Source organism: Pseudomonas sp. FYR_5 (assembly GCF_043106315.1).
In the GTDB taxonomy this organism is placed as follows: domain Bacteria; phylum Pseudomonadota; class Gammaproteobacteria; order Pseudomonadales; family Pseudomonadaceae; genus Aquipseudomonas; species Aquipseudomonas putida_Y.
On the sequence record NZ_JBICMK010000063.1, the window covers coordinates 1 to 1,338 of the forward strand.

Genomic DNA, 1,338 nt, shown 5'->3' on the forward strand with positions numbered 1-1,338 from the left:
GAGGTGTACGGCTTTAGATCCGCAGCGACGCTGACATGTTGAAAAAGAAAAGGCGGTTGGCCCGGTAGGGCCAGCCGCCTTTTGCTTTGTTAGGGTTCGTGTGCGCGGGACAGAGATCGTAGCCAGCACTGGTGTGTGTGCGCACACCCGCGTGGGAGAGTGATCCGCACGGTATCGGCGTGAAGTCCCTGTAGGCATCAGCTGATTCAGCTGTGACCACGTATGAGAGAGTGAACCTTTTCGCCACCGTGTGCCCCGCGCGCCCTTTATCCTGCGAGGATTCATCATGGCGCGCAAGCCTTCCAAGCAACGCTTTACCGTCGTCCATCCCGATTGCGCGGCGATCGATGTCGGTGGTCGAGAGCATTTCGTGGCGGTCGATCCCCGGCACGAAAATCCCGTCCAGTCGTTCACGTCCTTTACTGACGACCTGCTCAAGATGGCTAACTGGCTTGAAAGCCTGGGGATCAAGGTCGTTGCCATGGAATCCACGGGAGTTTATTGGATTCCAATTTACGAGATTCTCAGCGAGCGCGGTTTTGAGGTTTATCTCGTCAATGCCAGAGCAACTCGACAAATCACGGGCCGTAAATCAGATGTGCTGGATTGCCAGTGGATTTGGCAGCTGATGACTCATGGACTGCTCAGAGGCGCATTCCGCCCCGATGATCTGACCTGCTGCGTCCGGTCATTGGTCAGGCAGCGTGCTTCCAAAGTGAAAGACCAGGCGCAGACGCTGAACCGGATGCAAAAGGCCATGAGCCAAATGAACATCCAGCTGGCCAATGTCATCAGTGATATTTCCGGCGTAACTGGCATGAAGATTTTGCGAGCCATCTGCGCAGGTGAACGGGACCCAGTGCAACTGGCTGAACTGACCGACCGCCGCATCAAGGCAGGCAAGGAGGCTGTCGCTCGGAGTCTTCATGGCAATTGGCGGCGCGAGCATTTGCATGCGCTAACTCAGGAATTGGCTGCCTATGACTTCCTGGAGCAGCAAATTGCTGATTGTGACGACGCCATAAAAGCCGCGTTAGAGCAGTTGCCGGTGCTGCAAAACAAGCCAGAGCCATCCAATAAGCCTTTACGGAGCCCGCACCGAAACGGTGCCCGACAGACTGAATTGCATCAGACATTGTGGAAAGTTCTTGGCGTGGACCTAACCGCAATTCCAACCATTGGGGTGGACACTGCATTAGTGCTGGCAGGGGAGATCGGTACAGATCTATCACGCTTCCCGTCCTCACAGCACTTCTGCTCTTGGTTGGGACTGGCTCCCCCTACCCGAATTTCCGGCGGTCATCGACTGGCAGGTGGCGGGCCAAAAATAGTCAATCG

Annotated in this window: 1 protein-coding gene; it reads left to right on the top strand. The window is 55.8% G+C overall.

The window, feature by feature from the left end:
* Nucleotides 1-286 precede the first annotated feature (286 nt).
* A partial coding sequence (locus ACF8RA_RS10265; protein WP_392519142.1) for an IS110-like element ISPpu9 family transposase occupies nucleotides 287-1,338 on the top strand: 1,052 nt, incomplete at its 3' end.